Raw genomic sequence first — 26392 nt, forward strand, 5'->3', positions numbered from 1 at the left:
AGGTAGGCTGGTGCTCGCACCGATCGGTGAAGGCCGGTCGGCGGCAATGCGGACGTAGCTCAGTTGGTAGAGCGCAACCTTGCCAAGGTTGAGGTCGCGAGTTCGAGCCTCGTCGTCCGCTCGGGAATCAGACCCCGGTCCTCCACGGACCGGGGTCTTTTCGTGCGTCCGGCTCCCGTGCGGAGGTCACCCCCGAGCCCCGCCCCTGACATTTGTCATGCCGGGTGATGACGCGCCGCACTGCCGCACCGCCCGGGGCGCCGGAATGCTGGGGGCATGCGATCAGACGGACACGAACACGTGATTGAGGTCACCGGCCTGCGGCGTGTGTACGGGGGCGGGTTCGAGGCCGTGCGCGGAATCGACTTCTCCGTGCGCCGCGGCGAGGTCTTCGCGCTGCTCGGCACCAACGGCGCGGGCAAGACGTCGACGGTGGAACTGCTGGAGGGCCTCGCCGCTCCGGCCGGCGGGCGGGTGCGCGTCCTCGGGCACGACCCGTACACCGAGCGGGCCGCCGTGCGCTCCCGCACCGGCGTGATGCTCCAGGAGGGCGGCTTCCCCTCCGAGCTGACCGTCGCCGAGACCGCCCGGATGTGGGCGGGGTGCGTCAGCGGGGCCCGGCCGCCGGCCGAGGTGCTGGCGGTGGTCGGCCTGGAGACGAAGGCCGACACTCGCGTGAAGCAGCTCTCCGGGGGCCAGCGGCGCCGCCTGGACCTGGCGCTCGCGCTGCTCGGCGACCCCGAGGTGCTCTTCCTGGACGAGCCCAGCACCGGACTGGACGCCGAAGGCCGCCGGGACACCTGGGAGTTGGTGAGCGCGCTGCGCGACGGCGGCACCACCGTGCTGCTGACCACGCACTACCTGGAGGAGGCCGAGAACCTCGCCGACCGGCTCGCGATCATGCACGAGGGCCGGATCGCCGCCACCGGAACGCCCGCCGAGGTGACCGCCGCCCAGCCCTCCCGGATCTCCTTCGAACTGCCCGAGGGCTACTTCGTGGGCGATCTGCCGCCGCTCGGCGAACTGGGGGTGAGCGACCACGAGATCGACGGCCGGATCGTCCGGCTGCGCACCCGTGAACTCCAGCGCGCGGCCACCGAGCTGCTCACCTGGGCCGCCCGGGCCGGGGTGGAACTGCGCCGCCTCGACGTCCGGTCGGCATCCCTGGAGGAGGCGTTCCTGGGGATCGCGCGGGAGGCGTCCGCGAGGACCGCCGAGGGAACGACGACGAAGGAGTACGCGGCATGAACACCACGGCCACGGAGCACCCCCCGGCACGCGCCGCGCACGGGCCGGCCACCACGCCGACGCGGCGCATGGCCGCCCTCGCCCGCGCCGAGATGACCCTGCTCGGACGGAACAAGGGCACCCTCTTCGCCGCCCTGTTCGTGCCGCTGATGCTGCCGTTCAGCGTGCAGCAGGCGTCCAAGGAGATGGACCTCGCCTCGGCCGGGCTGACCACCGGCACCCTCGTGCTGCCCGCCGCGATCGGCTTCTCCCTGCTCTTCGCCGTCTACTCGGCCCTCGTCGGCGTCTTCGTCGTCCGGCGCGAGGAACTCGTCCTCAAGCGGCTGCGCACCGGCGAGCTGCGGGACGTGGAGATCCTGAGCGGGTCCGCGCTGCCGGCCGTCCTCAGCGGGTTCGTCCAGAGCGTGCTGCTCACGGTGGGCTGCTTCGTCCTGCTGGACCTGTCCGCGCCCTCGGCCCCGCACCTCGCCGTCCTCGGACTGCTGCTCGGCCTCGTGATGTGCGCCGCGCTCGCGGCGGTCACCGCGAGCTTCACCCGCACCGGCGAGAGCGCGCAGGTCACCCCGCTGCCGTTCATGTTCGTCGCGCTCTTCGGCTCCGGCCTGTTCGTCCCGCTGGAGCTGCTCCCGGACCGGCTCGCCTCCGTGTGCGAGCTGCTGCCGCTGACGCCCGTGATCACGCTGGTGCGCGGCGGCTGGACCGGCGACCTGTCGGCCTACGAGGCCCTGGGCGCCGCGGCCACGGCGGTGGCCTGGACCGTGGTGTCGGTGTTTGCTGTACGGCGGTGGTTCCGCTGGGAGCCGCGGCACTGACGTACGGGAGGACCCGGACCGGGGCCAGGATCAGGGAGAGCGGGGCGAACGGGGACATGCGCAGGCCGACGCGCTGGTGGGGCCGGAAGAGCACACCGGCGAAGGTGGAGACGTACACGCGGTGGTCGTTCCACTTCTTCGGGGTCATCGAACTCCTCGTGATCCTCCTGACCGGTGTCGAACAGGGCGGAGCGCGGCTCGCCGCCGGGGCGTCCCTGGTGGTCGTGGCGCACGCCTCGGTCTGCATGCTGGTCGCCTCCCGGTCCCTGGACTGGACCCTGGGCCGGCGGGCGCAGCCGGTGCGGCTGCTGTGGGGGCTGGCCGCCTTCACCTCGGTGATCGCCCTCGGCGCGATCGGTCTCGCGGAACACGGTCCGGGGGGCGACGCGGTGGAGACCGTGGCGGGCACCACCTTCAGCGTGGTGCTGTGCTTCGGGGCCGGCGTCATCGCGCTCGGGGTGCGGAGCCGGCTGCGGGTGGCCGCCGTCGTCGGCGGCTTCGCCCTCGGCGCCGGGCTGCTGTCCTTCGCGGTGGGCACGCCCGCCCTCGCCGCGCTCGCGATGGCCTGCGCCGTGCTGGTGGCCGGCGCGTTCATGGCCTTCACCTCGGTCTTCTCGGTCTGGCTGCTCAACGCCGTCTACGCACTCGACGAGGCCAAGGAGACCCGCACCCGGCTCGCGGTCGCGGAGGAACGGCTGCGCTTCGGCCGGGACCTGCACGACGTGATGGGGCGGAACCTGGCCGTGATCGCCCTCAAGAGCGAGCTGGCCGTGCAGCTGTCCCGGCGCGGACGGGCCGAGGCGGTGGAACAGATGATCGAGGTCCAGCGCATCGCGCAGGAGTCGCAGCGCGAGGTCCGGGACGTCGTCCGGGGGTACCGGGAGGTCGTGCTCGAGGTCGAACTGGCCGGCGCCCGGGGTGTGCTCTCGGCGGCCGGCATCGACGCCCGGGTCACCGGTGAGACGGCGGGCCTGCCCGCCGAGGTGCAGTCGGCGCTCGGCTGGGTGGTGCGGGAGGCGACGACCAACGTGCTGCGGCACGGTGACGCGGAGAAGTGCTCCGTGACGGTGAGGCTGGGGGAAGGACGTGTGGTGCTGACGGTGGAGAACGACGGGGTGGCCGACGGGTCCGGGCCGGTGCCCGCCGGCGGGGGGTCCGGGCTCGCGGGGCTGCGGGAGCGGCTGTCCGCCGTGGACGGCACCCTGCGCGCCGGGTCGCCCGGCAAGGGCGTGTTCCGGCTCACGGCCGAGGTGCCGCTGCCGCCCGCCGCCGCGACCGTGCGGGAGGCCGCGTCGTGACGACCCCGGTGCGGGTGCTGCTCGCCGACGACGAGCACCTGATCCGCGGGGCGCTGGCCGCCCTGCTGTCCCTGGAGGAGGACCTCACCGTGGTCGCCGAGGCGGCCACCGGTCCGGAGGCGCTGGCGATGGCCCGCGCCCACGCGCCGGACGTGGCCGTCCTGGACCTCCAGATGCCCGGCGCGGACGGTGTGAAGGTCGCCACATCCCTGCGGACCGAGCTGCCCGGCTGCAAGGTGCTGATCGTGACCAGTCACGGACGGCCCGGCCATCTGAAGCGGGCGCTTGCGGCGGGGGTGCGCGGGTTCGTCCCCAAGACGGTCAGCGCCCAGCGGCTCGCCGAGCTGATCCGCACGGTGCACGCCGGAAACCGCTATGTCGACCCCGAGTTGGCCGCCGACGCGATCTCCGCCGGGGACTCGCCGCTGACCGCGCGCGAGGCCGAGGTGCTGGAGCACGCCGCCGACGGGGCGTCCGTCGCGGAGATCGCCGAGCGCGCCGCGCTGGCCGAGGGGACCGTACGGAACTACCTCTCGTCGGCCGTCGGCAAGCTCGGCGCCGAGAACCGGCACGCGGCGGTGCGGATCGCCCGGGAGCGGGGTTGGGTATAGTGGCTCTCGCGCCACGGCGAAGCCCGCGACTCCGGTCGAGGACCCGCACGGCGCAGTGCGAACGTAGCTCAGTTGGTAGAGCGCAACCTTGCCAAGGTTGAGGTCGCGAGTTCGAACCTCGTCGTTCGCTCCGTACGAAGAAGCCCCCGGTTCCGGCCGGGGGCTTCTTCGTATGCGCGAACCGGTCTCCTACGACCAGCTGAGTCCGGTCAGGCGCTCGTAGGCCTCCACGTACTTGGCGCGGGTGGCGTCCACGACGTGCTCGGGCAGCGGCGGCGGGGGCTGCTCGCTCTTCCGGTCCCAGCCGGACTCCGCCGAGGTCAGCCAGTCCCGCACGAACTGCTTGTCGTACGAGGGCTGCGCGCGGCCCGGCTGCCACTGGTCGGCCGGCCAGAAGCGGGAGGAGTCCGGGGTGAGGACCTCGTCGGCGAGGACCAGGTCCTCGCCCTCGAAGCCGAACTCGAACTTCGTGTCGGCCAGCACGATGCCGCGCTCGCGGGCGATGTCGCGGGCCCGGGAGTAGACGGCGAGCGTGGCCTGGCGCAGGGCGGCAGCGGTGTCCGCGCCCACCTGGCGGGCGACCTCCTCGTAGGAGACGTTCTCGTCGTGCTCGCCGACCTCGGCCTTGGTGGCCGGGGTGAAGATCGGGGCGGGCAGCTCCGAGCCGTCGACGAGGCCCTCGGGCAGGGCGAGGCCGCAGACGGTGCGGGTCTCCTGGTACTCGGCCAGGCCCGAGCCGGTGAGGTAGCCGCGGGCCACGCACTCCACGGGGACCATCCGCAGGGACTTGCAGACCAGGGCGCGGCCCTCCCAGTCGGCGGGGGCGCCGGGGGGCAGCTCGGTGCTCAGGACGTGGTTCGGGGCGAGGTCGGCGAGCTGGTCGAACCACCACAGGGAGAGCTGGGTGAGGACCCGGCCCTTGTCGGGGATCTCGGTCGGCAGCACCCAGTCGTAGGCGGAGATGCGGTCACTGGCGACCATCACGAGGTCGCCCGCCTCGTTCCGGTACAGCTCGCGCACCTTGCCGGTGTGCAGATGCACCAGACCCGGAACCTGGAGCGGCTCGGGCTTTTCGACGAATCCGGACACGGTTCCTCCCCGTGGTTCTGTCCAATCCCTCCGATTGTCCCGCACGGAGGGGTGGCCGGGGACAGCGGGGCGGTCCCGTCCGTCGTCAGTCGCGTTTGCAGATGCGGTCCAGGAGGTTGGCCGTGGCGCGCTGGACACGCGGGTCGACGTGGCCCGGGCGGTCCAGGGCCGGAGACCAGGCGAACGTCCCGGACGCGAAGACCCAGGCGCCGGACGGCGCCCGGTACAGCGACGTCTCCTGGTGGCGCCGGGCGCCGTCCACGTCGGTGTACGGGGAGTGGGCGAGCAGGACCCGCTCCTCGTGGCCGGGCAGCGGGGTGCGCGGGAAGTAGCGGTCGGCCTCGCCCGCGACCAGGTCCTCGATCTCGTCGCCCTCGTGGGCGCCGGTGGCGTCCCAGAGCCAGTGGCCGGCGTTGCGGACGATCATCGGGTGCGGGTCGGGTACGCGTCCGGCGTACTGGATGCCGAGCAGTTGCTGTTCGGCGCGGTCGACCTCCCGCCAGAGCGCCGGGCGGCCGGGTCCTCGGCGTTTGCGGCAGGTCAGGAGGCGGTCGGGGGCTCCGGACGGGGAGGGGGCCAGCTCGACCTGCCAGTACATGGTGTTGGCGGAGAGGAAGACCAGCGACGTGCCGTGCTCGCGGGCGGCTTCCGTGGTGCGGCGCATCGCGGCGGACCAGTACTCGTCGTGGCCCGGGAAGACCAGGCCGCGGTAGCGGGTCGGGTCGATGCGGCCGGAGTGCAGGTCGCGGGCGTCGGCGTAGGCGACGTCGTAGCCGTAGCGCTCGGCGAAGCGGATGAAGTCGTAGGCGTGGCCCACGTGCAGGGGCAGGCCCGCGCCCGCGTAGGGCCGGTCGAAGGAGACGGTGGTCGCGGCGTCGGACTCGCCGAGCAGCCGGCCCTCCTCGTCCCAGGCGTGGTAGAGGCTGGCGCCGGTGCGGCCGTCCTCCGGGTAGAGGTTGTACGCCTGCCAGGTGATGTCCGGCAGCAGGAGCAGCAGGTCGGCGGGGTGGCCGTCGCGGACCGTGAACGGCACGTGCGAGCGGTGGCCGTCGGCCGTGGTGAGCACGGCGACGTACGCGCCGATGTTCCAGTACGAAGGGATCTGCAACCGCCAGGAGAGCCACCAGTGGTGGCACGAGACCGTGCGGTCGGCGGTCAGCGGCGGGGGCTGGACGATGCCGGACAGGCGGGGGCTGGTGGTGATCTTGGCGGCGCCGTCACCGCCGTAGTGGCCGATCCGGTAGACGTCGACGCTGAACTCCTGCGGCGGGTCGACGGTGATGTGGAAGTCGATGGCCTCGCCGGGGGCGGCGGCTCCGGTGGCGGTGAAGCCCTTGATCTGGCGGCGGACGTCGTCGGCCGCGCGCGGGCCGCCGCCGTCGGCGCGCGATCGGGTCCGTGTGCCGGTCCTGCCGTCCGGGTCCGGTACGGCGTCCGGGTCCGCGTACCAGGGGACGACCTGGCCGGTGTCGCCGAAGTAGGTCTCGCCGCCGCGCAGCCAGGGGACGGGCCCCTGTCCGAAGGGGTCCGTCACGGCGTGCGCGAGTGCTCCCGACTCCCAGCGGCGGATCTGCTCGGGCCCCATGGGACAGTCCCCTCCCTCGTGCCCCCGTGGTCGTGCGTATGACGAACGCCTTTGCCATGTGCGCGATTCGGTCTCCAGCACATCACATTTCGCGCGCGTGCTGTCACTGTTCGTTGCGAAGTGGCCGAAAGTGGAATCGGGACCTCCGATTCGACGGCGGGCGGGGGGCGCACAGTGCGCGCGAGGGGGTCAGACCAGACGCACCGGCTTCTCCGGGCGGATGCCGCGCTCGGTCATCCAGATGCGCAGGGGGCCCGGGTCGCCCGTCTCGACGAGACTCCTGACGCAGGGGGCCACTTCGGCGGCCCGGGCGCCGTCGATCAGCAGGGAGGGTCCGTCGAGCCAGTCGAGGCCCGGGGCCGCGCCGGCGGTGTCCATGGCCGCGCAGCACACCATCGCCGTGACATGGGCGGTGAGGATCTCGCGGGCGGTGCGCGGGGGTTGCAGGGGGAGGAGGGGGAGCGCGCGGTCGTCCCAGAGGGCGGCGGCGTCGGGGCCGGGGGGCGCCGCGGCTGCTCCGGCGGCGCCGGCCGCGGGCCCGGCTCCGGCCGGCCGGGCTTCCGCCTCCTCGCGGGCCAGCTGTGCACTGAGCCCGGCGGCCAGGGCGGCACCGCGGGCGGTGGTGCCGGCGAGGTCGTCATCGTCGTCGGGGGTGGGGTGGTTCGGGTGGGGCGGGTGGTGTGGATGGTCCGGGCTGTCCGGGCTGTCCGGGCTGTCCGGGTGGCCGCCGGGGCCGGGGTGGGCGGGGCGTGCGGGCCGGGTGTCCCGCTCGTCGGGCGCCGGGTACGGGGCGTCCGTCCCGTCGCGCGGGCCGGGTCCGGCCTGCGGGGAGTCGGGAGGCGGGGCCGGGGTGGTCGCGAGGTGGTCCAGGACGCGGGCCAGGGTCGGGCCCTCGGCGCCCGGCGCGGCGTCCTCGGTGGCGCGGCGGACGCCCAGGGTGTCCAGCACACGGTGGAGGCGGGCCGCGTCGGTGCGCCAGGTGCGGTCGACGACCTCCTCGGGATACTCGTCCCACCCGACCGGCGACCAGTCGGTGCCGGTCTCGGCGGGCCCTCCGTGGAAGAGGCGCGCGGCGAGGAGGGAGACCGCCTCGTCCATCACCCCGGGCTCCTCCAGCAGGTCGCAGGCGGGACGCTCGCCCAGACGGGAGGCGAAGCCCTCGGCCAGGCGGTCGCGGCGGGACAGCTCCGTGAGGGCGGCGACGACGCCCACGTCCAGCCGGGAGGGCCAGCGGCCCATCCGCCAGGCGGGCAGCGCCACCCGGGTCAGCAGCCGGTCCCAGCCCGCGTAGGCGAGTCCGACCTGGTCCTGCGCGACGATCCGCAGGCCGTAGTCGACGGCCTGCGCGCGCTCGGCGGCGGCCGCGGCGACTCCGCGCTCCATCTCCGCCGCGTGCACGCGGCAGCTGCGCAGCAGGAGCCGGCACACCCGGCCGATCCCCGCGCACACCGCGCGGGAGAACGGCTCGCGCCGGTCCGCCGAGGCCACCGCGACCGCGGCGTCCAGGCCCCGTATGAAGCGGCGGGCCGCGGCTATGTCGGGGTGCGCGGACGGTCCCGTGCCCGCGACGACCGGGGCGAGGACGGCGCGCAGCTCGCCGACGCGCATCCACCAGAGGAAGGGCGAGCCGATGACCAGCACGGGGGCGGCGACGGTCCGGCGGGGGGCGGGCGCGTCGACCCCGGCGACGTCGTCGTGCTTCTCGGCGGGGGGCGGGCCGTGGGCCGGGTGGGTGCGGTCCTCCAGCCAGCTGTCGCAGTCCGGTGTGAGCGCTATCGCCGAGGGGGGCGGCACGTCCAGCCGGTCGGCCAGGTCACGCACCATCCGGTAGAGGTCCGGGGCGGACTCCTCGGCGATCGTGACCGTGGGGGTCGTGGCGGGCCGGGAACGGGCCACCACCAGCGCGACACCGGCGGCGGCCGGCAGGACGAGGAGCGTGAGCACGAGGGCGGCCCAGCGGACGACCGTCCAGCCACCGCCCGTGAGGTGCCCGGTGGAGTCGCCGACGAACAGGATCACGGCGGCGGCGGCCGGCAACAGGGCGACGGCCAGCGCACGGCTGCGGACGCGCAGCACGGCAAGAGCCCGGGAGCGCGCGGCCTGCGCGCCCATCTCCACACCACCGGTGACGGTCACGGCCGGACCTCACCCCCTCCTCGCTGTCCTGTCTGTTCCGGGCTGTCCTGCTGTTCTTCCGTGCTGGCTCACTCCCCCACTGTGGCACCCGCCACTGACATCGCAATGCCGGTGGGCCAAGTGCCGGAACGCTTGCGCGGCACCATAGTTGGGGCCTCCGCGCCCGTCAGCCGTATGGACCATCGGTCACTCGATGGAATGGCTTTGGGGAAAGGTGGATGACGGACAGCAACGATCAGGCCCCGGTTCCTGAGACGGAACCGGGGCCTGTCGGGTTCGACGCGCAGGGCGTCCTCAGGGGCCGGGTCAGGCCCCCGCCGCGGCTTCGGCGGCCGCCTTCGCCGCGATGTCCGTACGGTGCTGGGAGCCGTCGAGGCCGATGCGGGCGACGGCCCGGTAGGCGCGGTCGCGGGCTTCGGCGAGGTCCGTGCCGGTGGCCGTGACGGACAGCACGCGGCCGCCCGCGCTGACCACGGCGCCGCCCTCACCGCGGGTGCCGGCGTGCAGGACGTAGGCGTGCGGGGCGTCCTCGGCGGCCACCTCGTCGAGGCCGGTGATCGGGTCGCCGGTGCGCGGGGTGCCCGGGTAGTTGTGCGAGGCGACGACCACGGTGACGGCCGCGTCGTCGCTCCAGCGCAGGGGCTCCAGGTCGGCGAGGTTGCCGGTGGCGGCGGCCATCAGCAGGCCCGCCAGCGGGGTCTTCAGACGGGCCAGTACGACCTGCGTCTCGGGGTCGCCGAAACGGGCGTTGAACTCGATGACGCGGACGCCGCGCGAGGTGATCGCGAGGCCCGCGTAGAGGAGCCCGGAGAACGGGGTGCCCCGGCGGCGCATCTCGTCGACGGTCGGCTGGAGGACGCTCTCCACGACCTCGTCGACCAGCTTGGGGTCGGCCCAGGGCAGCGGCGAGTAGGCGCCCATGCCGCCGGTGTTGGGGCCCTCGTCGCCGTCGAGCGCGCGCTTGAAGTCCTGGGCGGGCACGAGCGGGCGGACGTTCTCGCCGTCGGTGATGGCGAAGAGGGAGACCTCCGGGCCGTCCAGGTACTCCTCGATGACGACGCGGTCGCAGGCGGCCGCGTGCGCGCGGGCCGCCTCGATGTCATCGGTGACGACGACGCCCTTGCCGGCGGCCAGCCCGTCGTCCTTGACGACGTACGGGGCGCCGAAGGCATCGAGGGCGGCGTCGACCTCGGCCGCGTCCGTGCAGACGTAGGAGCGGGCCGTGGGAACGCCGGCGCCGGCCATGACGTCCTTGGCGAAGGCCTTGGAGCCCTCCAGCCGGGCGGCCTCGCCGGACGGTCCGAAGACCGGGATGCCGGCCTCGCGCACGGCGTCGGCGACCCCGGCGACGAGGGGCGCCTCCGGACCGACCACGACCAGCTCGGCACCGAGCCGGGTGGCCAGCGCCGTCACGGCCGCGCCGTCCAGGGCGTCGACCTGGTGCAGTTCGGCGACCTCGGCGATACCGGCGTTGCCGGGGGCGCAGTGCAGCGCGGTGACGTCGGGGTCGAGGGACAGGGAACGGCACAGGGCGTGTTCGCGGGCGCCGCCGCCGATGACAAGGACCTTCACGGGGTCAGCCTAATGGGAACGGGGCGGGCCGGTTTGTGCGGCCTTCCGAAGGGAGGGGGCGGGAGGGCTTGTGGCTTCCTCCAGCGCGCCTCCGCGGCCGGCCGCTCGGCCGATCAGTCACCCGGCACCCGGCCACCCCGCTACTCGTGCGCGATCTCCTCGACGACGGTCGCGCCCAGCTCGCGTACCAGCAGTTCCTTGCCGGAGAGGGCCGACTCGTCGAGGTCCGGGTCGTCGTCCTCGGGGGTGTCGTCCTCGGGGGAGACCGGACGCCGCTCGGGGGCCGGGGGCGACGGTGCGGGAGCCGGGGCCGGTGCCGGTGCGGCGGGCGCGGACGACGGCGCGGGTGCCGACGACTGCTCCGCGGGCGCGGGTGCCGGACGCTGCGCGGGCGCGCCGCCGCCATCCCCGCCCCCGAGGCCGCCGCCGCTTCCGAAGCCACCGCCGCCCCCGAAGCCGCCGCCGGGCCCGCCGTAGCCACCGGAGGGGCCGGCCGGGGGCGGGGGTGCCGAGCCGCCCGAGGGGTCGACGACCGCCTCGATCTTCCACTGCACGTTGAACTGCTCGGCCAGGGCCTGGCGCAGCACGTCCTCACTGCCGCTGCTCAGGAAGTTGTCGCGAGCGCCGGCGTTGACGAAGCCGATCTGGAGGGACGTGCCGTCGAAGCCGGTCACCTGGGCGTTCTGGCTGAGCAGGATCCAGGTGAACCGGCGGCGGTTCTTGACCGCCTCCAGGATGTTGGGCCAGATCGTGCGCGGGTCGACTCCGGAGCCGGGCGGCGGGGAGGCGAGGGGCGCGGCGGCGGCCGGGGCGGGCGCCGGGGGCGCGGACGGGGCGGGGGCCGGCGGTGCGGCGGGAGGGGGGTCGGCGGGTGTCGCGGGCCGACCACCGCCGGTGGGCGTCGCCGTGGGCCATCCGCCCGGGCGGCGCCCGCCCCCCGCGGGAACCGCGGTCGGCCAGGCACCGGGCGCGGCGGCCTGGGCAGACGCCGGGGCCGGGGCCGGAGCCGGGGTCGGATGGGGGGCAGCGGCGGCGGGGGGAGGCGTCGGGGCGGCTGGCGGCTGTGCACCTCCGCCCGCACCCCCACCTTCGTACGAACCGGAACCGGAACCGGAACCAGCGCCGGAACCATCACCGACACCGGGTCCCGAAGGCGGTTCGCCCTGTCCCGGCGCGCCTCCGCCGGGGCCGGGAGCCCGGACCGCGGCCCGGGCGGCGGCGGGCCCGCCGCCGGGCGCGACCGGAGCCGCGGCGGCCGGTGCGGGCCCGCCCTGGGCGATTCCCGTCGCGCCGTGGGCCTCGGGCCCGGGCGCGTACCCCATGGCGGGCGCCCCCGCGCCCGCGGAGAACTGCACACCGCGCTCGATCCGGTCCAGGCGGGCCATCACCGAACGCTCGTCGCCGTACGCGGCGGGCAGCAGCACGCGCGCGCAGATCAGCTCCAGCTGGAGACGGGGCGAGTGGGCGCCGCGCATCTCGGTGAGCCCCTCGTTCACGATGTCGGCGGCCCGGCTCAGCTCGGCGGCGCCGAAGGACCGCGCCTGGGCCTGCATCCGCTCGACGACGTCGGCCGGGGCGTCGATCAGCCCCTTCTCCCCCGCGTCGGGCACGGCGGCGAGGATCACCAGGTCGCGGAGGCGCTCCAGCAGGTCGGTGACGAAGCGCCGCGGGTCGTTGCCGCCCTCGATGACGCGGTCCACGACCCCGAAGGCGGCCGAGCCGTCCCCTGTGACGAACGCCTCGACGACCGAGTCGAGCAGCGAGCCGTCCGTGTAGCCGAGCAGGGCGGTCGTCATGTCGTACGTCACACCGTCGGCACCGGCGCCCGCGAGGAGCTGGTCCATGACGGACATGGAGTCACGGACGGAGCCCCCGCCGGCCCGGACGACGAGCGGCAGCACTCCGTCGTCGACGGGGATCTGCTCCTTGCCGCACACCTCGGCGAGGTACTCGCGCAGGGTGCCCGGCGGCACGAGCCGGAAGGGGTAGTGGTGGGTGCGCGAGCGGATGGTCCCGATGACCTTCTCGGGCTCGGTGGTCGCGAAGATGAACTTGAGGTGCTCCGGGGGCTCCTCGACGACCTTCAGCAGCGCGTTGAAGCCCTGCGGCGAGACCATGTGGGCCTCGTCGATGATGTAGATCTTGTACCGGCTGGAGGCGGGCCCGAAGAAGGCCTTCTCGCGCAGGTCACGGGCGTCGTCCACGCCTCCGTGCGAGGCGGCGTCGATCTCGATGACGTCGATGGAACCCGGCCCGTTGCGCGCGAGGTCGCGGCAGGACTGGCACTCGCCGCAGGGCGTCGGGGTGGGGCCCTGCTCGCAGTTCAGGCAGCGCGCCAGGATGCGGGCGCTGGTCGTCTTGCCGCAGCCGCGCGGACCGCTGAACAGGTACGCGTGATTGACCCGGTTGTTCCGCAGCGCCTGCTGCAACGGGTCAGTGACATGCCCCTGACCGATGACCTCGGCGAAGGACTCCGGGCGGTAACGGCGGTAGAGCGCGAGAGACGACACGCATACGAGGTTATAGGCGCCCACTGACAACCGGAGCGCCCCGTGAACCCGGCCACCCCGAGACGCAAGGCGCCCCCCACGCACCCGCCAGAGCCGACCTACCCTTGCTGCCTTCCGGCCCTGGGGGAGTTCAGTCAGATAGCGCCGCGTGAGGGGCTGGGGCACACGTTACCCGATGCGGGGGGCCCAGAACGAGTTCGCAAGCACTCTCCGACGTCATGTAATGTTTGCCGCGGAGGATTCGCCTAGAGGCCTAGGGCGCACGCTTGGAAAGCGTGTTGGGGGCAACCCCTCACGAGTTCGAATCTCGTATCCTCCGCCAGTGCCTCACCGGGCACGATGTCGAAGGGCCCGCTGCTTGCAGCGGGCCCTTCGACATGTCTCGGTCAGCCGGCGATGCCGTGCCGCTAGCGCTCGATGCGTATCCGTCTCGACTCGGTCACCTGGTCGATCTCCGAGACCCGGACCGTCGTCCGCATCGTCCAGGTGCCGGGGAGGGGGAGGGTGAGGCGGTTGGCGCTCCAGTAGCCGCCCCGGTCGACGAGCTCCGCGTGGAGCGGGCCGACCCCGCGGTCGGGGAGGGTGAAGGACAGGCGCAGTTCGGGTACGGCGGCCAGGCTGCCGTCGGGGCCGAAGACGACGGCCTGCACCGCGTTGTCGCCGGTGCGGCCGGGGTCCAGGGTGATCTGGACGGTGCCGCGGCCGGAGGGGCCGATGTCGAAGGGGATCGTGGTGACGGACGCGGGCAGCACGCCGCCCGCCGGTACGGACCGCGCGGCCTCGTCCGCCGCCCGGCCCGGCTGGGTGGCGGTGAGCACGGTGGTGACCACCAGGACGACGCCCGCGACGACGGCCTCCGTCAGGACGGACCTGCGCAGCCCCCGGTAGTGGGCGGCGGTGTCCCGGGCGGGGGGCGGGTCGGAGTCGGGCAGCCCGGTCTCCGGCAGGGTCGGCTCCGACGGCTCCGACGGCTCCGACGGCTCCGACGGCTCCGGCGGCTCCGGCATCCGCGGTGGCGGTCCGCCTGCCGGAACCGGAACCGGCACCTCTACCGGAACCCGTACCGGTACCTGTACCTGCGCGGACACGGCACGCTCGGGAAGGCGCTCCCGCGACCCCGTCTCCGTGTGCGGGGCCGCCAGGGCCGCGGTCCACCGCCGGGAGACCGCCGCGGCGGTGAGCAGCACGGCCACCAGCGTCAGTTTGGCGAGCAGCAGCCTGCCGTACGGCGTCCCGGTGAGCGCCGTCCAGGAACCGAGGCCGCGCCAGGACTGGTAGACGCCGGTGACGACCAGGACGGTCACGGACGTGAGGGCGACCCGGGAGAAGCGGGCGACCGTGGCGCCGTCCGGGCTGCCGCGCAGGGTCATGAGGAGGGAGACCAGACCGCCGAGCCACACCGCGGTCGCCAGCAGGTGCAGCACGGACGACGTCATCGCCAGCGGCACCTGGATCCCGGCGGACGCGTGCTCCGCGCCGGCCCAGGTCAGCGCGAGGCCGACGGCGGTCGCGGCGCCGAGCGCGAGGGGCAGCGGGCCTCGTCCGGGGTGGCCCTCCGCCCGGGACGCGCGCAGCAGGAGCAGCGCGATCGGCACCAGCAGCGCCAGCCTGACCAGCAGCAGCGCTCCGGGCCGTGAGGTGAGGGTGGCGCCGAGGGCAGCGGCGTCGAGGGCGGCCGAGGGGCCCCGTCCCGCCTCGTACGGGGCTCGCAGCACCAGCAGGGCGACGGTGGCCCCCAGCAGCGTCCACCAGCCCGCCCGCAGCGGCCGGCGCAGCGGGGCGCGGTCCGGTGGGCGGCACAGGGCGACGAAGGCGGCGGTGCCGATGAGCAGGGTGGCGGCCAGGTAGGAGAGGAGGCGGGCGATCTGGTGGAGGGCGGCGGTCAGCGGGTCCTCGGTGGGGCCGGCGTCCGGCGGCGCCGTCGTCGCGGAGGGCTTGCCGACCGAGAAGGTGAAGGCGCCGGAGACGGGGTGGCTGTCCGCCGACACCACGCGCCAGGCCACGGTGTACGTGCCCTCGCCCAGTTCCCCCGAGAGCGAGACGCGGGCCGTGTCGGCGCGGCCGTCCGCGCGTTCCGCCCGCGTCGTGCGCACCCGGTGGCCGCCGGGGTCGAGGACGCGGAAGGAGTCGTCGCGCAGGCCGACGGACTCGGTGAAGGTCAGGGTGACGTGGCGCGGGGCCCGCGGCAGGACGGTGCCGTCCCCGGGGTCGGTGGAGCGCAGGGCGGCGTGGGCGGACGCCGGTCCCGCGCCGGCGAGGACGAGCAGGACCAGTACGGCACCCAGCAGCGCGGCCACCCCGGCGCGTTGCCGGACCGGTCGCCACCGGGCTCCGGCTCCGGCTCCGGCTCCGGCTCCTGCATCGCCACCACGCTTCACGTCGCGTCTCCGTCGTCGGGGCCCGCTGCCTCGGCGATGTGTACGGACGCGGCGGCCGCCGTGCTCACCGGATGCGCGACGGTTTTCCCCGCCGCGGCCCGTGTGCGGTCACGGTCCGCCGGACGGGGTCAGGGGCGGGACAGCTCCGCGATGCGTGCGGCCTCGGCCGGCCAGCGGGCCGTGAGGGCGGACGCGTCGCCGTGTTCGTAGTCGCCGAAGGTGAAGCCCGGTGCCATCGTGCAGCCGAAGAGCGACCACGCGCCGCCCGCCGCGACCCGGCCGCCCATCCAGGTCCCGGCGGGGACGGTGAACTGCACGTGCTGCCCGCCGAGGACGTCCGACCCGAGCACGGCCGTACGCGCGCCGCCGCCCGGGTCGAGGAGCAGCAGCTCCAGCGGGTCGCCGAGGTAGAAGTGCCAGACCTCGTCGGTGGGGAGGCGGTGCAGGGCGGAGAAGTCGTCCGGGCGGGCGGTCAGCAGGGCGACGATGGCCGAGCCCGTGGGGCGCCCGTCCGGGCGTCCGGGCCCGGCCCAGGTCTGCCGGTACAGGCCGCCCTCCCGGGGGAGGGGCTCCAGCCCGTAGTGCGCGATCAGGTCCTCGGCGGTCGGCGGGGGCGGCGTCACGCGGGGAAGGCTACCTCCCGGCGGAGGAAGGCGAGTTGCGCCTTCTTCTCCGGCAGGTGGACGTCCGGCAGGTCGATCTCGGGCAGGACCACCGCCGGCCCCGCGGTGAAGCCCTGCTTGAGGAAGCGGGCGATCGCCTTGTCGTTGGCCACGTCCGGGTCGACCACGATCCGTTGCCGGTCCAGGCCCAGCAGGACGTACGCCATGAGGGACGCCGCCAGCGCGGCGGTCCAGCCGGGCCGGGCGCCCTCGGCCCCGGCGGGGGAGAGCAGCAGGTGGACGCCGATGTCGCCGGGCTCGACGTCGTAGCACTCGCTCACCCGGTCGGCCTCGGGGTCGTAGGTCTGGAGCAGCGCGACCGGTTCGCCGTCCTTGACCACCAGGAAGGCGTGGTGTGTGTCGAGCGTCTCCATGTGGGCGTAGACGTCCGCGACCTGGTCGCGCGTCAGGCCGTTCATGCCCCAGAAGGCGGCTCGCTCCTCGCTCACCCAGCGGTGCAGCACGGCGGCGTCCGCGGCGGCGTCCAGGGGGAGGACGCGGACGGCGCCGAAGCCGTCGAGGTGCTGCTCGTGGACGGCGGTGCGGGAGGCGTACGGATCAGACATCGGTCTCCTTCGTGAGCCGGTCGAAGTCGGTGACCACCGGGGCGAGCGCGCCCGCGAGCCACAGGGGCTGCTGGTCGCGGTGGTGGGGTGAGCCGGGGACGCCGCAGGCGCCGTGGGGCACCACCCAGCGGCTGTCCTGCCGGTCGGCCAGGTCCCAGACGTAGCGGGCGGCGGGGCCGCGCGCGGCCCGGTCGGTGAGGCCGGGCAGGGCGGAGGTGCACAGCACGCAGTCGTGGTCCCCGGACAGGCCGGGTTCCTCCCCGGGCGAGCCGGTCGGCAGCGCCCGCCAGGGGGCGAGGCGGTGGGTGTCGCCCCAGGTGCCGGCGGGCGGCCGCGCGGCCACCTCCTCCAGCGCGGCGCGGACCTCGGCGGCGCGGTCGATGCCGTACAGGTCCTCGGCGCGCAGCAGGTGTTCGAGGGCGTACCCGACGCGCGGCAGCAGCGCCAGCCACGGCTGGAGCACCTCGGGGTGGGCGGGCGGCACGGCGGCCGGGGCGAGGGACGGGTGCGCGGCCAGGCGGCGTACGACCGCTGAGCGCAGGGCCGCGTAGAGCGCGGCGCCGGTGCTGTCGGCGTCCATGTGCCGGTCCCAGGCGAGCAGGCGGTCGCGCAGGACGCCGGCCTCGGGGCTCAGGTCGTCCAGGGCGGCGAGCCGGTCGAGGAGGGGGCCGGCCGAGCCGAGGTGGGTGTCGGTGTGGAGGGCGGGCATGTCGGCCGCCGACCAGCGCTCCTTCCCCGCGAGCAGGGCGGCGATGCGGTCGGCGCGGTGCGGCGGGGCGAACTCGACGCCGAGCGGGCCGGCCGGTCCGCGCTGGTTGGCCATGACGGCGACCCCGTCGCTGAGACCGGCGCGGGGCGGGGTGTGCCAGCCGTCCCACTCGTGGCCGGGTGTCCACGCGGGCACCGGACGCAGGCGGTTGGCCTCGGCCCGGACCGGCACGCGCCCCGCGACCCGGTGCAGCAGCCCGCCCTCGGTGTCGGCGGCCTGCACGACGTTGACCGGCTCGGCCCACGCGTCCAGGGCGCGGTCCACGTCGGCGACCCGGCGGGCCCGCAGCAGCGGCAGCAGCGCGCCGAAGCCGAGGTCGCCGGTGACGCGGGGCGGGTAGCGCAGGCTGAGCGCGGCCGGGGTGCCGTCGTCGAGGCCCTCGGGACCGCCGGCGATCACCGGGCCCCGGTCCGTCTCGACGACCTCGACCTCGACGGTCCCCTCCCCCGCGACGGCGATGGTCTCGGTGTGCCGGGCGGCGCGGTGCCAGCTGCCGTCGGGGCCGAGCGCCTCGACGCCGGCGCCGGTGCGGCGCAGCCGCTCGTGGTACAGGTCCTGGTAGTCGGCCATGGCGTTGGTGATGGCCCAGGCGACCGTGCCGGTGTGGCCGAAGTGGGCGATGCCGGGGACGCCGGGCACGGCGAGGCCGACGACGTCGAACTCCGGGCAGGACAGGTGGATCTGCTGGTAGACACCGGGGTCCTCGATCCAGCGGTGCGGGTCGCCGGCGATGACCGCGTGCCCGGTGGTGGTCCGCTCGCCGCTCACCAGCCAGCCGTTGCTGCCGGCGGTGCCGGGGCCGTCGGTGGCGAAGAGCGCGACGGCCTCCGGACCGAGGTGCGCGGTGATGTGCTCGCGCCAGAGCTTGGCGGGGAAGCCGGCGAAGAGGATGTGCGTGGCGAGCCAGACGCCGAGCGGCGTCCAGGGCTCCCAGCGGCCGGGGGCGAGGCCGGTGCGCGCGAACTCGGGGGAGGGTTCCTTTTCGGCCAGCCCCTCGTTGACGCCGTCCACGTACGCCCGTACCCAGGCGGCCGTCTCCGGGTCCTGCTCCGCCAGGGCGGTGTAGCAGCGGCGGGCGGTGTCGGCGAGCCGGGCCCGCCGGGCGAACCGGTCCCAGGACAGGGCCTCGGCCCCGAGGAAGGATGCGGAGGTGCCCTGGGCGCGGTGCCGCTCGACCTCCAGCTGCCAGGCCCGGTCACGGGCCGTCACCCTGCCCTGGGCACGGGCGAGTTCGTGCGCGCTGTCCGCGCGCAGGTGCGGGATTCCCCAGGCGTCGCGGTAGGTCTCGGCGCTCACCCCTGTGCCTCTACTTTCCTTTAGGTTAGGCTCACCTAAGTCTTCAGTCGTGGCCGAATAGTACGTGAAGGGTGAAGAAACGATGAGGCAGGGGCGGGGTTGGGAGGGCGCGGTCCTCAAGCTGATGCGGGGCAAGGACTTCGCATGCACGGTGACGGAAGCGGAGGACGTGACTCCGGACTTCCGGCGGCTGCGCCTGGCCGACGGCGGCATGCTGGCGGCGACCGGCGTCCACCCCACGATGTGGGTGCGGCTGTGGTTCGACGACGCGGGCAAGCCGCACCAGCGGGCCTACACGCTGGTCGACCCCGACCCGGCGTCCGGCACCTTCGGCATGGAGTTCGCGCTGCACGAGGGGTGTGCCAGCGACTGGGCCCGGGCGGCGAAGCCGGGCGACACCATCGAGGTGACGGTCCAGGGCACCGGCTTCGAGGTGCCGCAGCCGCTGCCCTCGCGCCTCTTCGCGGTCGCCGACCCGGCGTCGCTGCCCGCCCTCAACTCGCTCCTCGACGCGCTGGGGCCGGTCCCCGCGACGATCTGGTTCGAGGGCGACGCGGACGACGGCCTGCCCTTCCGCACCGACCCCGCCCGCCACGAGGTCCGCACCGTCCCGCGCCGCGACGCGGGCGCCCACCTGGTCGCCCGGGTCAAGGAGGACCTGCCGGAGCTGCTGCGGGCCACCCCCGAGCCGTACGTGTGGATCGCCTGCGACACGGCGACGACACGGGCGCTGGGCACGTACGCCCGCAAGGAGCTGGGGGTGCCCAAGCAGCGGGTGAACGCGCTGGGGTACTGGCGCGCGACCTGAACCTGCGGGCGCGGTGGCCCGGCGACCGGCGCTGCACGCACCCTCCCTCGGGGACCGGCGCGGCACGCACCCTCCCCCGGGGACCGGCGCCGGACGCGCCCTCACCCTGAGGACCGGCGCGGGAACGCACGGCGTCCCCCGGGGGCCACACTCACCCCGGAGCGCACGCTCACCCCGGGGACGGCGCTCACCCCGGGGACGGCGCGCGCCCCCGACCCGCACGCGCGATCATCGGGGCATGGACGTCACACTTCACCTCGCCCAGGACCCGGAGGCCGACGAGCTGCTCGGCCGCAGTCCGCTCGCCGCGCTGGTCGGCATGCTGCTCGACCAGCAAGTCCCCATGGAGTGGGCGTTCAAGGGCCCGTCGACCATCGCCCGGCGGATGGGGGCGGAGGACCTGGACGCCCACGACATCGCGGCCCACGACCCGGATGCCTTCGCCGCGCTCCTCTCCGAGAAGCCGGCCGTGCACCGCTACCCGGGGTCCATGGCGGGTCGCGTCCAGCAGCTGTGCCGGTACCTCGTCGACACCTACGACGGTGACGCCGAGGCGGTCTGGCGGGGCGTCGACGACGGCAGGGAGCTGCTGAAGCGGCTCCAGGACCTGCCGGGCTTCGGCAAGCAGAAGGCCCAGATCTTCCTCGCCCTGCTCGGCAAGCAGCTGGGCGTCCGCCCCGAGGGCTGGCGCGAGGCGGCGGGGGCCTACGGCGACTCCGGCTCCTTCCGGTCGGTAGCCGACATCACCGGGCCGGAGTCCCTGACCAAGGTGCGCGCCCACAAGCAGGAGATGAAGGCGGCGGCCAAGGCGGCCAAGGCAGCGAAGGCCGCCGACGCGTAGCCGGGCCGCCGACGAGCGGCCGGCCCGCCCGGGCTCCCCGGGCGGGCACGGCGCCGACCGCCCGGCCCCCGGCGTCCGCCGCGCCCGCGCCGTCAGTCCGCTGGACCGTCCCGAGTGGCAGGGCCCGTCGGGGCGCTCCCAGCATGGAGCATGACCGAGCCACCGAGCGGATCCCCCGGGGGACAGCCGTACGACGATCGCGGGGTGCACGCCCGGCACGGCACGCGCACGGGCCCGCCGGACGCCGGGCCGCACGAGCCCGAACCGGCCCTGGAAGGGCCCCTGCACCTGCTGGCCCGCACCGCCTGGCGGACCGTGCTGCTCACCGGGGCCGCCTCGCTCGTCCTCGGCGTGCTGGTCCTGGTCTGGCCGGGTGCCTCGCTGCGCGCCGCCGGCGTGCTCTTCGGTCTCTACCTCGTCGTCAGCGGCGTCCTCCAACTGGCCGCCGCCTTCGGCACCCACCGGAGGACCGCCCTGCGGGTCCTCGCCTTCGTCAGCGGCGCCGTGTCGATCCTGCTCGGCCTGTTCTGCTTCCGCGGCCCGCTCCAGTCGGTGCTGCTCCTCGCCCTGTGGATCGGCATCGGCTGGCTCTTCCGGGGCGTCACGCAGATCGTGGCCGCGGTCCACGACCCGGCGATGCCCGCGCGCGGCTGGCACGTGTTCCTCGGCGTGGTCACGGTGGCCGCCGGCGTCGTCCTGATCGACTCGCCGGTCGAGTCGGCCGCCGTCCTGATGCTGGTCGGCGGCTGGTGGCTGGTCGTCGTCGGCGTGGTCGAGATCGTCACGTCGGTGCGTCTGCGCGGGCGCGCCCACCAGGTCCCGCACGCCCTGTGAACGCCGCCCGCGCCGAGTGGCCGCGCACCGTGCGAGGGGTTCCCGGACCGGCCCGACGGCCGGTGAGCCGCCGGAGGGACACGACCTGACGTGAGTCCCGCACCGCATGCCGCCCCGGACGCGCGCGCCCCCCGAAGCGCCATCACCGTCCGCACCGTTCGCACGGCACACACCGGACGCACGGCACACGCCGCAAGGGCGGCACACGCCGGAACGGCGGCCCGCGCGACACGGCCGGCCCGCGCGGTACGCGCGATACGACCGACCCGCACGCCCCGGCCCGCGCCCTCGTCGCGCCGCCGCGCGGTCCGGCTGCGGGTCCTGGTCCTGCTGCTCGTCCTGCTCGTGCCCTGCACGCACGCGTCGGCCCAGGCCACGCCGGCCGCCGCGGCGGCCGGTGCGAACGGGGGAGCCCCCGGCGGCGGCGCGGCCGGCGAGTACGACCACCTCGACACCGCCCTGCGCGCACCCGCCCGCGGCGCCCGCCGCGCCGTCGTCACCCGGTCGGCCCCGGCGGCCGGCCTCCGCGTCCGCGCCGACCGCGTACCCCTGCCCCCCGTTCCGGCCGGGCCGCCGCCCGCCTCGCGCGCCCCGCGCTCCGTGGTCCTGCGCTGCTGACGGGGCCGGGCCGGCCTCCCGCGCCGGTCCACCGGCCCTCCGCGCGCACGCGGAGCGCCCCGCCACGGGACACACGGAACCAGGAACGAGGAGACCACCCATGCTCAACGACCCCTACGCCGTCCTGCGCGCCCTCCTGCGCGCCGAGGCCGCCCGCCGCACCCCCGAACCCGGCACCGGCACCCGGCAGACCCCGAGCGAACCCCGGCCGCCCGCGCGAGAAGGGGGGCGCGACCGAGAAGGGGGACGCGACTGACGCGAGCGCCCGCGCGGCGGGGCGGGGCCCCGACCGGTCCCGCCCCCGCCGGCACGCCGACGGGGTGGCCCTCACCGGCCACCATCCCCGTTTGCCCCGTTTACGGCGTCATTTCCGGCGCCGTACTGCGCCGCCATGGCTGCGCCCGCAGCGTCCCGGCCGGTAGGCTTTCCGTGTGATCTTCAAGCGCATCGGAAACGGCCGGCCGTACCCCGACCACGGCCGGGAGAGCACCCGGCAGTGGGCGGACGTCGCGCCGCGCCCGGTCCGCCTCGATCAGCTCGTGACGACCAAGGGCCAGCTCGACCTGGAGACCCTCCTCGCCGAGGACTCCACCTTCTACGGCGACCTCTTCGCGCACGTCGTGAAGTGGCAGGGCGACCTGTACCTGGAGGACGGCCTGCACCGCGCGGTGCGCGCGGCGCTCCAGCAGCGTCAGGTGCTGCACGCGCGCGTGCTCGAACTCGACTGACCGGCACCCTCGAAGGCCCTCTGACGCCGCCGCTTGACCCTTTCGGGTTGCATTGCGGTGAACCTCGGAACGCCGACTGATCATCTAATAGGCATCGCCGCCCGGGCGCACTACGCTGCGCTCATGAGCATGCTCACTCCCCCTGGCATGGGCGGCCAGTACAAGATCACGGGGGACAAGTACCCGCGGATGCGACCGGCCCGACGGCGCGGCCGGTTCGCGGTCGCCGCCGCCTGCGTCACCGTGCTGGGACTGCTCGGCTGGGGCACGCTGCAGCTCATCGACGTCTTCACCGGCGGCGACAAGGCCTCCGCGATCGGTGCCGGGGCGGACTGCCGGACGGTCGCCGCGAAGGCGAGCCCCGCACCCGCCGCCGTGGCCGTGCCCAAGCCGGCCCAGGTCACCGTCAACGTGCTCAACGCCACCACTCGCGGCGGCCTGGCCCAGAAGACGGCCGACGAGCTGAAGAAGCGCGGCTTCCGCGTCGGCGAGGTGGGCAACGCGCCCAAGGAGTACGACAAGAAGGTCAAGGGCGCCGGCGTCCTGCTGGGCCCGGCCGCGTCCCTGAAGGGCGCGCTGCCCGTGCTCGGCACCCAGCTCCCCGGCGCCGAACGCCGTGGCGAGGCGGCCCGCAAGGGCACCGCCGTCGACCTGATCATCGGCGACGGCTTCAGGGAACTGGCGAAGCGGCCGGACGCCGACGCGGCGCTGACGAGGCTGAGCGCGCCGCGCACGACGACCGCCGCCGCCGAGAAGAAGAGCTGCTGAGCAGAGGAACCGCTGACGCGGGCCCGGAGGCGGGAGGGGCCTACTCGGCCGACCCGTACATCCGGTCACCCGCGTCGCCGAGGCCCGGCACGATGTAGCCGTGCTCGTTGAGCCGCTCGTCGACCGAGGCCGTCACGACCGTCACCGGGGTGCCGGCCAGCTCGCGCTCCATGACCTCGACGCCCTCGGGGGCGGCGAGCAGCACCACGGCCGTCACGTCGTCGGCGCCGCGCTTGATCAGCTCCCGGATCGAGGCGACCAGGGTGCCGCCCGTGGCCAGCATCGGGTCGAGGACGTACACCTGGCGGCCGGAGAGGTCCTCCGGCATCCGCGTGGCGTAGGTGGAGGCCTCCAGCGTCTCCTCGTTGCGCACCATGCCGAGGAAGCCCACCTCCGCGGTCGGCAGCAGCCGCACCATGCCGTCGAGCATGCCGAGGCCGGCCCGCAGGATCGGCACCACCAGCGGGCGCGGGTGGGAGAGCTTCACGCCGGTGGTCCGCGAGACCGGCGTGTGGATGTCGACCTGCTCGGTGCGCACGTCGCGCGTGGCCTCGTAGGCGAGCAGGGTGACCAGCTCGTCGGCGAGACGACGGAAGGTCGCGGAGTCGGTGCGCTGGTCGCGCAGCGTGGTGAGCTTGTGAGCGACCAGGGGGTGGTCGACGACGTGGAGACGCATGTCCCCCACAGTAACCGGGCCCCGTGGGGCCGGCGTCCCCGCGGCCGTGGACCGGCCCGTGCCACGACCGCGCTCCTCCGCGGGCGTCAAACCCCCCGGCCGGGGGAAGGTGGGAGGGACGGACGCTGGGTGGTGAGACTGTGCCTGACCGGGACTTCCACAACACGCCGTCCCCCGGCGAGGAGCCGGGGACGACGCGCGGGACGGAGCGGAGCACGGAGCGGAGTACGGAGCCGGAACGTGAGGCCGAACGCCGCAGGCGGCGGGCCCAGTTCCTGCGCGACCTCGCCGAGGCCCGGGAGCTGCGCGACCGCGTGCAGCCGCGCCGCGCCAAGACCGCGCGGCTGCGTCACGCGATGCGCATGCGCACCTTCCGCTGGTAGCCCCCGTGCGGCCGGGCGGAGCGCGCGGCGGCCCCCGTCCGGCCGGGCGGAGCGCGCCGCGCCGGTGTCACGGCGGCGGCGTACGCGGGCGCGGCGGGAATCCGCGTACGATCCGCACGTGGCGGCGACGAGAGCGCTGATGGGCGGCCACCCGGGTATGTACTTCCGGGAGGCGGGTCGAAACTGCCGGACACAGGGCGCCGAAGACATCCCCTGAGGCCCTTGTTTCTGCCACGATTCCGAGTGGGTGGGCTCGGAGCACCGCTCCCCCACCCGCAGCCTCCGCCGGGGGGACCCCCAACCGGCACGCCTATGACCAGTGGGAGAGTCACGGTGTACTTCGCCGCACTGCTCGCGCGCACCGAAGACGGATGGGTAGCGAGCGACACGGAGCTCGACGATGTGGAGACCCTGTCGGATCTGGCCGACCTGGCCCGGGAAGCCTCTCCCGACGAGGACACGGTGCTCGTGCTGATCGAGCAGGAGGACGCGTGGTTCGGTGTCGTCCGGGTGGACGGCGAGGAGGACCCCCGTATCTACGTCTCGGACGCGGCCGCGGCCGCCCGCAGCAGCTACGGCGAGATCCTCCTCACCGACGAGCTGCTCGGCCGGGACCCCGGTGACGAGGGCGACGACCTCGACGCCCTCGACCTCGACGGTACGGAGGACGGCGAGTCCGACGACGAGGACGAGGACGGTGCCGACGGCGGTGACGCGGCGGCCGGCAGCGCGGAGGCCGTGCCGCACGGACCGGTCGGTGACGCCGAGGTCCTCGACGACCTCGGCCTGAGCGAGAAGGAACTGCGCGCGATGTCCGGGGACGCGGTCGGCGAGATCGCCGAGGCCCTGGGCGCCTCCGAGGTCCTGGAGACCGTCCGCTGACCGCGCCGGCCGGGGAGGGCCCGGGAGGCCCGGCACCGGGCACGGCGCCGCCCGACCACTCCGTACCGCCCGATCCCGTACGTGACCGGTGGCGGGCCGCGATGCGGCTCGCCCTGGCCGCGGCCGGACGGGCGGCGCGGGGCGGGGACGTCCCGGTGGGCGCCGTGGTGCTGGCACCGGACGGCCGGACGGTGCTGGCGACCGGGCACAACGAACGCGAGGCCACCGGCGACCCGACCGCCCACGCCGAGGTCCTCGCCCTCCGGCGGGCCGCGGCGGAGGCGGGCGAGTGGCGGCTCTCCGGCTGCACGCTCGTCGTCACCCTGGAGCCGTGCACTATGTGCGCGGGCGCGCTGGTGCAGTCCCGCGTGGACCGCGTCGTCTACGGCGCCCGCGACGACAAGGCGGGCGCGGCCGGCTCCCTGTGGGACGTCGTGCGCGACCGTCGGCTCAACCACCGTCCCGAGGTGATCGAAGGCGTCCTGGCCGACGAGTGCGCCCGGCAGCTCACGGACTTCTTCCGCGACCGCTGACGCCCGCCGGATTCCGATTTCTGAGCACGCCGCACCGTGCTGTAAGGTCTCTCTCGGTAGCGTGTCCGAGCGGCCGAAGGAGCTCGCCTCGAAAGCGAGTGTGGCGCAAGTCACCGAGGGTTCAAATCCCTCCGCTACCGCTCTTGAAGGGCCCCGTCGAAAGACGGGGCCCTTCGTGCGATCATGAGCGACCAAAAGGCGTCGGCAAAGGGACAGGGGAGGCCGCGGTGGCGGTGAACGCGAAGAGGATCGCCGTCTACGCACTCGTGGTCTTCGTGCTCTATGTGATCATCACGGATCCGGCGAAGGCCGCCGACTACGTCCAGATAGGTTTCCAGGGCATCTCCGACGCGGCGGGCGCCGTCGGCGACTTCATGACCTGGGCCGCCAACGGAGGAAAGTGATGATCCGCCACCTGGTGCTGTTCAAGCTCGACGACGGCGTGGAGCGCGACGACCCGCGCGTCGAGGAGGGCGTCGAGGCCTTCCGGTCGCTCGGCGGCCGGATCGAGGAGCTGCGCTTCTGGGAGTGCGCCTGGAACATCAGCGACCGGCCCATCGCCTACGACTTCGCCATCAACTCCGCCGTGGACGACGCCGACGCCCTCCAGCGCTACCTCGACCACCCCGCGCACCAGGCGGGCGTCGCCCTGTGGCGGGAGTTCGCCACCTGGGTGATCGCCGACTACGAGTTCTAGGGACCTCCGGTACCGCCGTACGCAGCGGCCCCGCACCTGACAGGTGCGGGGCCGCTGCCCGTTTCACCACGGCCCGGGGCCCGTGCGCCCCT

At 74.8% G+C, this 26392-nt stretch carries 26 protein-coding genes, 4 tRNA genes and 1 other RNA gene; 20 read left to right on the plus strand and 11 right to left on the minus strand.

The genetic code is table 11. The annotated features are described in order from the left end of the window. Positions 1–48: 48 nt before the first annotated feature. From AC07FV_RS33125 to AC07FV_RS33150, 6 genes are all read left to right on the plus strand, one after another. Positions 49–121, plus strand: a tRNA-Gly gene (locus AC07FV_RS33125). 155 nt (positions 122–276) lie between these two features. Then, positions 277–1248 (plus strand): ABC transporter ATP-binding protein, encoded by a 972-nt coding sequence (locus tag AC07FV_RS33130; RefSeq protein WP_479091334.1) that lies wholly within the window; start codon positions 277–279, stop codon positions 1246–1248. Then, the gene (locus tag AC07FV_RS33135) at positions 1245–2060 is read left to right on the plus strand and encodes an ABC transporter permease (RefSeq protein WP_479091335.1); all 816 of its coding nucleotides are present in this window, start codon (positions 1245–1247) and stop codon (positions 2058–2060) included. The genes AC07FV_RS33130 and AC07FV_RS33135 overlap by 4 nt, the downstream gene beginning before the upstream one ends. A gap of 56 nt (positions 2061–2116) precedes the next feature. Then, positions 2117–3358, plus strand: a complete 1242-nt coding sequence (locus tag AC07FV_RS33140; protein WP_479091336.1) for a sensor histidine kinase — start codon at positions 2117–2119, stop codon at positions 3356–3358. Then, positions 3355–3969: a response regulator gene (locus AC07FV_RS33145; protein ID WP_479091337.1), complete on the plus strand. Its 615-nt coding sequence runs from the start codon at positions 3355–3357 to the stop codon at positions 3967–3969. The genes AC07FV_RS33140 and AC07FV_RS33145 overlap by 4 nt, the downstream gene beginning before the upstream one ends. Positions 3970–4026: 57 nt before the next feature. After that, positions 4027–4099: transfer RNA gene (locus tag AC07FV_RS33150), tRNA-Gly, on the plus strand. A 59-nt stretch (positions 4100–4158) separates the two neighbouring features. Here AC07FV_RS33150 and AC07FV_RS33155 read toward each other — a convergent pair. From AC07FV_RS33155 to ffs, 6 genes are all read right to left on the minus strand, one after another. Beyond that, on the minus strand, positions 4159–5058 hold the full coding sequence (locus tag AC07FV_RS33155; protein WP_479091338.1) for a phosphoribosylaminoimidazolesuccinocarboxamide synthase: 900 nt from the start codon (positions 5056–5058) through the stop codon (positions 4159–4161). 85 nt (positions 5059–5143) lie between these two features. After that, positions 5144–6643 carry a N,N-dimethylformamidase beta subunit family domain-containing protein gene (locus tag AC07FV_RS33160; RefSeq protein ID WP_479091340.1) on the minus strand — a complete coding sequence of 500 codons (1500 nt, stop codon included), beginning with the start codon at positions 6641–6643 and terminating at the stop codon, positions 5144–5146. A 189-nt stretch (positions 6644–6832) separates the two neighbouring features. After that, positions 6833–8779: a M48 family metalloprotease gene (locus AC07FV_RS33165; protein WP_479091341.1), complete on the minus strand. Its 1947-nt coding sequence runs from the start codon at positions 8777–8779 to the stop codon at positions 6833–6835. Positions 8780–9085: 306 nt separating this feature from the next. Further along, positions 9086–10351: a phosphoribosylamine--glycine ligase gene (purD, locus tag AC07FV_RS33170; protein WP_479091342.1), complete on the minus strand. Its 1266-nt coding sequence runs from the start codon at positions 10349–10351 to the stop codon at positions 9086–9088. Positions 10352–10491: 140 nt separating this feature from the next. Next, positions 10492–12861, minus strand: coding sequence for a DNA polymerase III subunit gamma and tau (locus AC07FV_RS33175; protein ID WP_479091343.1), 2370 nt, complete (start codon positions 12859–12861; stop codon positions 10492–10494). 65 nt (positions 12862–12926) lie between these two features. Further along, an RNA gene (gene ffs / locus AC07FV_RS33180) (signal recognition particle sRNA small type) lies at positions 12927–13021 on the minus strand. Positions 13022–13095: 74 nt separating this feature from the next. Here ffs and AC07FV_RS33185 point away from each other — a divergent pair. Beyond that, positions 13096–13183, plus strand: a tRNA-Ser gene (locus tag AC07FV_RS33185). Positions 13184–13268: 85 nt separating this feature from the next. On the opposite strand, the gene AC07FV_RS33190 is transcribed toward AC07FV_RS33185, so the two are convergent. The 4 genes from AC07FV_RS33190 to AC07FV_RS33205 form a co-directional block, all read right to left on the minus strand. Then, a complete protein-coding gene (locus tag AC07FV_RS33190; protein ID WP_479091344.1) occupies positions 13269–15158 on the minus strand; it encodes a copper resistance CopC/CopD family protein in 1890 nt (629 codons plus the stop codon). A gap of 209 nt (positions 15159–15367) precedes the next feature. Further along, positions 15368–15862, minus strand: coding sequence for a cupin domain-containing protein (locus AC07FV_RS33195; protein WP_479091345.1), 495 nt, complete (start codon positions 15860–15862; stop codon positions 15368–15370). Continuing rightward, positions 15859–16467 (minus strand): GNAT family N-acetyltransferase, encoded by a 609-nt coding sequence (locus tag AC07FV_RS33200; RefSeq protein ID WP_479091346.1) that lies wholly within the window; start codon positions 16465–16467, stop codon positions 15859–15861. The genes AC07FV_RS33195 and AC07FV_RS33200 overlap by 4 nt, the downstream gene beginning before the upstream one ends. Continuing rightward, the gene (locus AC07FV_RS33205; RefSeq protein WP_479091348.1) at positions 16460–18532 is read right to left on the minus strand and encodes a penicillin acylase family protein; all 2073 of its coding nucleotides are present in this window, start codon (positions 18530–18532) and stop codon (positions 16460–16462) included. Before AC07FV_RS33205 ends, AC07FV_RS33200 begins: the two co-directional genes overlap by 8 nt. An 82-nt stretch (positions 18533–18614) precedes the next feature. On the opposite strand from AC07FV_RS33205, the gene AC07FV_RS33210 reads away from it, so the two are divergent. The 7 genes from AC07FV_RS33210 (at position 18615) to AC07FV_RS33240 (ending at position 23129) form a co-directional block, all read left to right on the plus strand. Then, complete coding sequence (locus tag AC07FV_RS33210; protein WP_479091349.1) at positions 18615–19340, plus strand: siderophore-interacting protein; 726 nt, start codon at positions 18615–18617, stop codon at positions 19338–19340. A 238-nt stretch (positions 19341–19578) separates the two neighbouring features. Beyond that, entirely contained in the window at positions 19579–20181 is a 603-nt protein-coding gene (locus AC07FV_RS33215; protein ID WP_479091350.1) for an HhH-GPD-type base excision DNA repair protein, read from the plus strand. Between the two features lie 150 nt (positions 20182–20331). Next, the gene (locus AC07FV_RS33220) at positions 20332–21015 is read left to right on the plus strand and encodes an HdeD family acid-resistance protein (RefSeq protein ID WP_479091351.1); all 684 of its coding nucleotides are present in this window, start codon (positions 20332–20334) and stop codon (positions 21013–21015) included. 90 nt (positions 21016–21105) lie between these two features. After that, positions 21106–21633, plus strand: coding sequence for a hypothetical protein (locus tag AC07FV_RS33225; protein ID WP_479091352.1), 528 nt, complete (start codon positions 21106–21108; stop codon positions 21631–21633). A 100-nt stretch (positions 21634–21733) separates the two neighbouring features. After that, entirely contained in the window at positions 21734–21889 is a 156-nt protein-coding gene (locus tag AC07FV_RS33230; RefSeq protein WP_479091354.1) for a hypothetical protein, read from the plus strand. Between the two features lie 175 nt (positions 21890–22064). Beyond that, positions 22065–22361 (plus strand): type II toxin-antitoxin system VapB family antitoxin, encoded by a 297-nt coding sequence (locus AC07FV_RS33235; protein ID WP_003999914.1) that lies wholly within the window; start codon positions 22065–22067, stop codon positions 22359–22361. Positions 22362–22508: 147 nt separating this feature from the next. Beyond that, positions 22509–23129 (plus strand): LytR C-terminal domain-containing protein, encoded by a 621-nt coding sequence (locus tag AC07FV_RS33240; RefSeq protein ID WP_479091411.1) that lies wholly within the window; start codon positions 22509–22511, stop codon positions 23127–23129. A 40-nt stretch (positions 23130–23169) separates the two neighbouring features. On the opposite strand, the gene upp is transcribed toward AC07FV_RS33240, so the two are convergent. After that, positions 23170–23805, minus strand: a complete 636-nt coding sequence (gene upp / locus AC07FV_RS33245) for a uracil phosphoribosyltransferase (RefSeq protein WP_383643033.1) — start codon at positions 23803–23805, stop codon at positions 23170–23172. Positions 23806–23945: 140 nt separating this feature from the next. Between upp and AC07FV_RS33250 the strand changes: the two genes are divergently transcribed. The 6 genes from AC07FV_RS33250 (at position 23946) to AC07FV_RS33275 (ending at position 26300) form a co-directional block, all read left to right on the plus strand. Then, positions 23946–24188: a hypothetical protein gene (locus tag AC07FV_RS33250; protein ID WP_383643030.1), complete on the plus strand. Its 243-nt coding sequence runs from the start codon at positions 23946–23948 to the stop codon at positions 24186–24188. 333 nt (positions 24189–24521) lie between these two features. Next, positions 24522–25070: a tRNA adenosine deaminase-associated protein gene (locus tag AC07FV_RS33255; protein WP_479091413.1), complete on the plus strand. Its 549-nt coding sequence runs from the start codon at positions 24522–24524 to the stop codon at positions 25068–25070. 101 nt (positions 25071–25171) lie between these two features. Next, positions 25172–25603 carry a tRNA adenosine(34) deaminase TadA gene (gene tadA, locus AC07FV_RS33260; protein ID WP_479091356.1) on the plus strand — a complete coding sequence of 144 codons (432 nt, stop codon included), beginning with the start codon at positions 25172–25174 and terminating at the stop codon, positions 25601–25603. Between the two features lie 55 nt (positions 25604–25658). Beyond that, positions 25659–25743 (plus strand) — tRNA-Ser (locus tag AC07FV_RS33265). An 87-nt stretch (positions 25744–25830) separates the two neighbouring features. Next, positions 25831–26007, plus strand: a complete 177-nt coding sequence (locus AC07FV_RS33270; protein WP_356602837.1) for a hypothetical protein — start codon at positions 25831–25833, stop codon at positions 26005–26007. Beyond that, positions 26007–26300, plus strand: a complete 294-nt coding sequence (locus AC07FV_RS33275) for a Dabb family protein (protein WP_479091357.1) — start codon at positions 26007–26009, stop codon at positions 26298–26300. The genes AC07FV_RS33270 and AC07FV_RS33275 overlap by 1 nt, the downstream gene beginning before the upstream one ends. The last annotated feature ends 92 nt before the right edge of the window (positions 26301–26392 follow it).

This window comes from Streptomyces sp. NPDC045956 (assembly GCF_056430705.1).

Bases quoted from the DNA above. Each gene is read 5' to 3' on its own strand.
- AC07FV_RS33275 (WP_479091357.1), top strand. From the start codon at position 26,007: ATGATCCGCCACCTGGTGCTGTTCAAGCTCGACGACGGCGTGGAGCGC.
- AC07FV_RS33240 (WP_479091411.1), top strand. From the start codon at position 22,509: ATGGGCGGCCAGTACAAGATCACGGGGGACAAGTACCCGCGGATGCGA.
- AC07FV_RS33220 (WP_479091351.1), top strand. From the start codon at position 20,332: ATGACCGAGCCACCGAGCGGATCCCCCGGGGGACAGCCGTACGACGAT.
- AC07FV_RS33135 (WP_479091335.1), top strand. From the start codon at position 1,245: ATGAACACCACGGCCACGGAGCACCCCCCGGCACGCGCCGCGCACGGG.
- AC07FV_RS33140 (WP_479091336.1), top strand. From the start codon at position 2,117: ATGCGCAGGCCGACGCGCTGGTGGGGCCGGAAGAGCACACCGGCGAAG.
- AC07FV_RS33160 (WP_479091340.1), bottom strand. From the start codon at position 6,643: ATGGGGCCCGAGCAGATCCGCCGCTGGGAGTCGGGAGCACTCGCGCAC.
- AC07FV_RS33215 (WP_479091350.1), top strand. From the start codon at position 19,579: ATGGACGTCACACTTCACCTCGCCCAGGACCCGGAGGCCGACGAGCTG.
- AC07FV_RS33130 (WP_479091334.1), top strand. From the start codon at position 277: ATGCGATCAGACGGACACGAACACGTGATTGAGGTCACCGGCCTGCGG.
- tadA (WP_479091356.1), top strand. From the start codon at position 25,172: ATGCGGCTCGCCCTGGCCGCGGCCGGACGGGCGGCGCGGGGCGGGGAC.
- upp (WP_383643033.1), bottom strand. From the start codon at position 23,805: ATGCGTCTCCACGTCGTCGACCACCCCCTGGTCGCTCACAAGCTCACC.
- AC07FV_RS33210 (WP_479091349.1), top strand. From the start codon at position 18,615: ATGAGGCAGGGGCGGGGTTGGGAGGGCGCGGTCCTCAAGCTGATGCGG.
- AC07FV_RS33200 (WP_479091346.1), bottom strand. From the start codon at position 16,467: ATGTCTGATCCGTACGCCTCCCGCACCGCCGTCCACGAGCAGCACCTC.
- AC07FV_RS33230 (WP_479091354.1), top strand. From the start codon at position 21,734: ATGCTCAACGACCCCTACGCCGTCCTGCGCGCCCTCCTGCGCGCCGAG.